The 3,446-nt window shown below is 34.5% G+C and carries 4 protein-coding genes; 3 read left to right on the top strand and 1 reads right to left on the bottom strand.

Annotation, left to right across the window (positions count from 1 at the left end; genetic code table 11):
• Positions 1-661 (top strand): hypothetical protein (locus NW212_RS15050; protein ID WP_258339432.1); only part of this gene is annotated, 661 nt, incomplete at its 5' end.
• 13 nt (positions 662-674) lie between these two features.
• Here the strand turns inward: NW212_RS15050 and NW212_RS15045 are convergent.
• On the bottom strand, positions 675-1,349 hold the full coding sequence (locus NW212_RS15045) for a hypothetical protein (RefSeq protein ID WP_258339431.1): 675 nt from the start codon (positions 1,347-1,349) through the stop codon (positions 675-677).
• Positions 1,350-1,590: 241 nt separating this feature from the next.
• On the opposite strand from NW212_RS15045, the gene NW212_RS15040 reads away from it, so the two are divergent.
• Together NW212_RS15040 and NW212_RS15035 are read left to right on the top strand one after the other, a co-directional pair.
• Positions 1,591-2,079, top strand: coding sequence for a helix-turn-helix domain-containing protein (locus NW212_RS15040; protein WP_258339430.1), 489 nt, complete (start codon positions 1,591-1,593; stop codon positions 2,077-2,079).
• 10 nt (positions 2,080-2,089) lie between these two features.
• Positions 2,090-3,226 carry a competence protein CoiA family protein gene (locus tag NW212_RS15035; protein ID WP_258339429.1) on the top strand — a complete coding sequence of 379 codons (1,137 nt, stop codon included), beginning with the start codon at positions 2,090-2,092 and terminating at the stop codon, positions 3,224-3,226.
• Positions 3,227-3,446 lie beyond the last annotated feature (220 nt).

Here is a 3,446-nt window from a genome sequence, read left to right as displayed (position 1 = left end):
AGTAGCTGTAAATTCGCTTGCGGAGAAAGACACTAACACAGCAGAACGCCAACCGGACGAACGGTTGCAAAATACCATTTCCACGGCTGTTGTAAAGGCCGTGCAGGACTTGCTGGAGGCACGGCAAAGGAAGTTCGAGGAAGCCGACAAGGGCAAAATGACCATAAATGAGATTTTGCAGGAAATACTCGGCCAGTATGATGACATCTGCGGAAAGGCAAAGGGCTTTTACCAAATCTATCAGGGTGCGGATGCCCGTTTTAAGCACATTGACGAGAACTTGCAAAAGATTAGCGGCAATCAAAAGATATTATACGGCATGATGAAAACCGTCCAGCAGGTACACAATATCAAACCGGATAATGAATGTAAGCGTCCGGCCATGCCGTCCGGTTTCAAGAACAGGCTCAAGTATTTTACTTGTAACCTGCCTTTATATGGGATTAAACGGGTGTACCTCTCTCGCCATACCCGTTTATATGTCAAAATCTGCCTGTTCTGCATTTGGGTGATTACTATTGCTACAGCAGCTTTTATTGCTTACGATAATGCTGTTCTTAGGAAAGAAAACTATAGACATCAAATGCTACATCAATACCTACGTAAAGATATAAATACAGCAAAAAGAATAGATAAATTCGATTCTCAATATTATAATTAGAAAATAGATTGAATCAGAATTCTTCTTTTATATAATTATATGGTCCATAAATTAGTCGGGCTGCGTATTTGTTTCCGTAAATTTCAACCAAATCACTTTCGTATTGTATTATATCAGTATGTAAAGCAGTATAATACTCATCTATTAGACTATACCAATGGCCATCCCATAAGGGTGAAATACCCCCACCATACGTATTCAGGCCATTTTCTGTTTCGGCTTTACTTAATTCATATTTGTCACACAATACTTTATAAAGATTTTCTTGTTCCTCAACAGCTTCCTTTTGCGTTTTAGCTTCTTTTATAAAAATACAAGAGTTGAAGAAACTATTTATTCCATCAGATTGAAAAAGGAAATGGACTGAATCAAAATCATAGCCTGCGTATTTTATGTTTCTAAAAGAAATCACAGTGCTTCCTGGATTATAAACAGGCTCGCCATATTTATTTTTCAATAATTCCATTGCTTTTTCACGAGAAATGCCAAATGAAATGCCGCCTATATTTTTCACTTGCTGTCTTTTGAGATTGTTCTCTAAGGTCTGGAATATAGAATCCATTTTTGCACGTTCATCCACAGACGCATACTGATAGTATTCTTTCAATTGTTCGAAAGACGGTATTGATTCTTGCGCTCTAACAACTATAGACGCAATAAACATTATTCCCAACAAAACGATTCTCATAGCAGTCATTTTAAGTTCTAATTGCAAATATAGCATAATTTATTGTAATCGCTATTTATTAGCAGCGAAATAATATAAAAATCAAATAAATACTCCAAATCAAGTTCTGAGAAGACAAATAATAATTGGCGCATATTGAAAATAATAATTGTTATATTTGCCAATTAAAGAAAATATGTTACCTTTGCAATATATTAAACTTAAAGGTGGCGGCAACACTTGAAAATACGGCATAGTAACGATGAATAAAGAGCTTAAAAGGTTTATGAACACGGAATTCAAATCCAAAGCACGGATTGTGGATTCTAAAATGGTAGAGGTGACCGCGCCAGATGGTGAGGTATTCCAAGTCCTTTGCCAAGTAGGGGCATATCTAAGTGAAGAAACCCGAAAATATGAATTGCATCTTATTGAGGCTATCTTTGATAAGAACTTTTCAGAAGACAAAGAACTGATGACTAATAACATCTGGCGTGAATCTTTTGCACGTGGTGTAGCCTTTCTTGGCATTAGTTCAGGAGATAGACAGAGAGAACGTATAAGAATAGGTGGACGTATTCGGCAAATCAGAGAAGAGAGGAATATGGAAGCTCGTGATTTAGCTAAATTGGCAGGAATAGATGCAGCAAATCTAAGTAGAATAGAGAACGGCAAATACTCCGTTGGCATTGACATTTTATCCAAAATTGCTGCTGTTTTAGGGAAAAAAATTGATTTTGTTGATTTATAAATCTATCCTTATGAAAGACGAATATAGAATGGAACAGCATTATGCTGTATCTGCAAGCGGTCTTTTGGTTCATATTGCCAAAGCTCATTTAAGTAACGAAGATTTTTATTGCCCACATTGCAAGTGTAGGATGCTAAAAAAATGTGGAACTATTAGAAGCTGGCATTTCGCACATGACTATAGATATCAGAATGAGAATGTTTGTAACTGCTCATATGAATCTTATCTCCATGCCTATGCTAAATTAAGACTAAAACAATGGTTTGATGAATCTCCTCAAATTATACTCCATTATCAGCAAAAATATGTATGCAAGTTTCAAAAAAATTGTAAGTGGATAGATAATCATTCAGATGTATGTTGTACGTTTAAAGACAAGTCTTACAATGTGAAGAAATGTCTTACTCAATGCCTTGTCGAAGAGAATGTTAAGTTAGGTGATAATTCGTTTAGGGCAGATTTATTATGGAGCAACCCCAAAAATCCACAAAGTAACATTCTAATAGAGATAAAAGTCACTCATGAATGCACGCAAAAGAAAAAAGATTCCAATTTGCGTATAATTGAATTTGATGTACATTCGGAAGAAGATGTTGATACAATTATAAATAATGAAATTAGAGAAAGCGATACGGTTAGATTTTATGGCTTTAATCCGAAATTGATTTTTTCAGAGAAATCTGTGTTACCTAAATTTGAGCTTGTAAAATTTGTTCTCTACAAGAACAATTCTGTGTTTGCACGTTCATTATGTAATTGTCAAAACTATCAAAATAGGCGGTCACAAGCGCAGTTAGAAGTTACTGTAAAATATGATTCGAACATTGGAATTATAAATAACGCTTCCAGCCTTTATTCGGAAATTTCAATCGGAAGATTTTACAATTGGGGATTAGCTATAGCAAACAATCAGCATTGCCAGATACGAAATTGTTACATGTGCTCTGCACACAAATATGATTATGAAAATGAGTGTCTATACTGCAATATGAAAAATATCAAAATAGATAATCCAAAGATTGCATCTATTTGTGAAACATTCCACCTAAATGATGAATTTTGCTATAAAAATCTCGAAGAAGTTAAGCACTATGCTCAATTTAACCCTATTGATATTTGGAAAAATAGTCACAAAACAATTAAATAGGATGACAGATTGAAACATACAAAAAACTATAACTATTTATTGTACAGCATCAAAATGGGAGCAATCTATATCTATATGTTTTTTATATTACTGATACACAGATAATTTAAATAGAGAATAAATATATAGCCAGTGTGTTGTACTTTATCTAAACTGGTATAATGAGGGGGTCGATGTTTTAACGACCCCCTATTTCTTGAATTACTATCCTAATTAGAGG

Origin of the sequence: Bacteroides sp. ET225, from assembly GCF_024733745.1 — a bacterium.
Taxonomy (GTDB): Bacteria; Bacteroidota; Bacteroidia; order Bacteroidales; family Bacteroidaceae; genus Phocaeicola; species Phocaeicola excrementipullorum.
Note: the sequence above shows the minus strand (reverse complement) of the source record. Positions and strands in the feature narration are given on the sequence as shown.

Coding starts and splice junctions, on each gene's coding strand:
- NW212_RS15045 (WP_258339431.1), bottom strand. CDS start 1,349: ATGAGAATCGTTTTGTTGGGAATAATGTTTATTGCGTCTATAGTTGTT.
- NW212_RS15040 (WP_258339430.1), top strand. CDS start 1,591: ATGAATAAAGAGCTTAAAAGGTTTATGAACACGGAATTCAAATCCAAA.
- NW212_RS15035 (WP_258339429.1), top strand. CDS start 2,090: ATGAAAGACGAATATAGAATGGAACAGCATTATGCTGTATCTGCAAGC.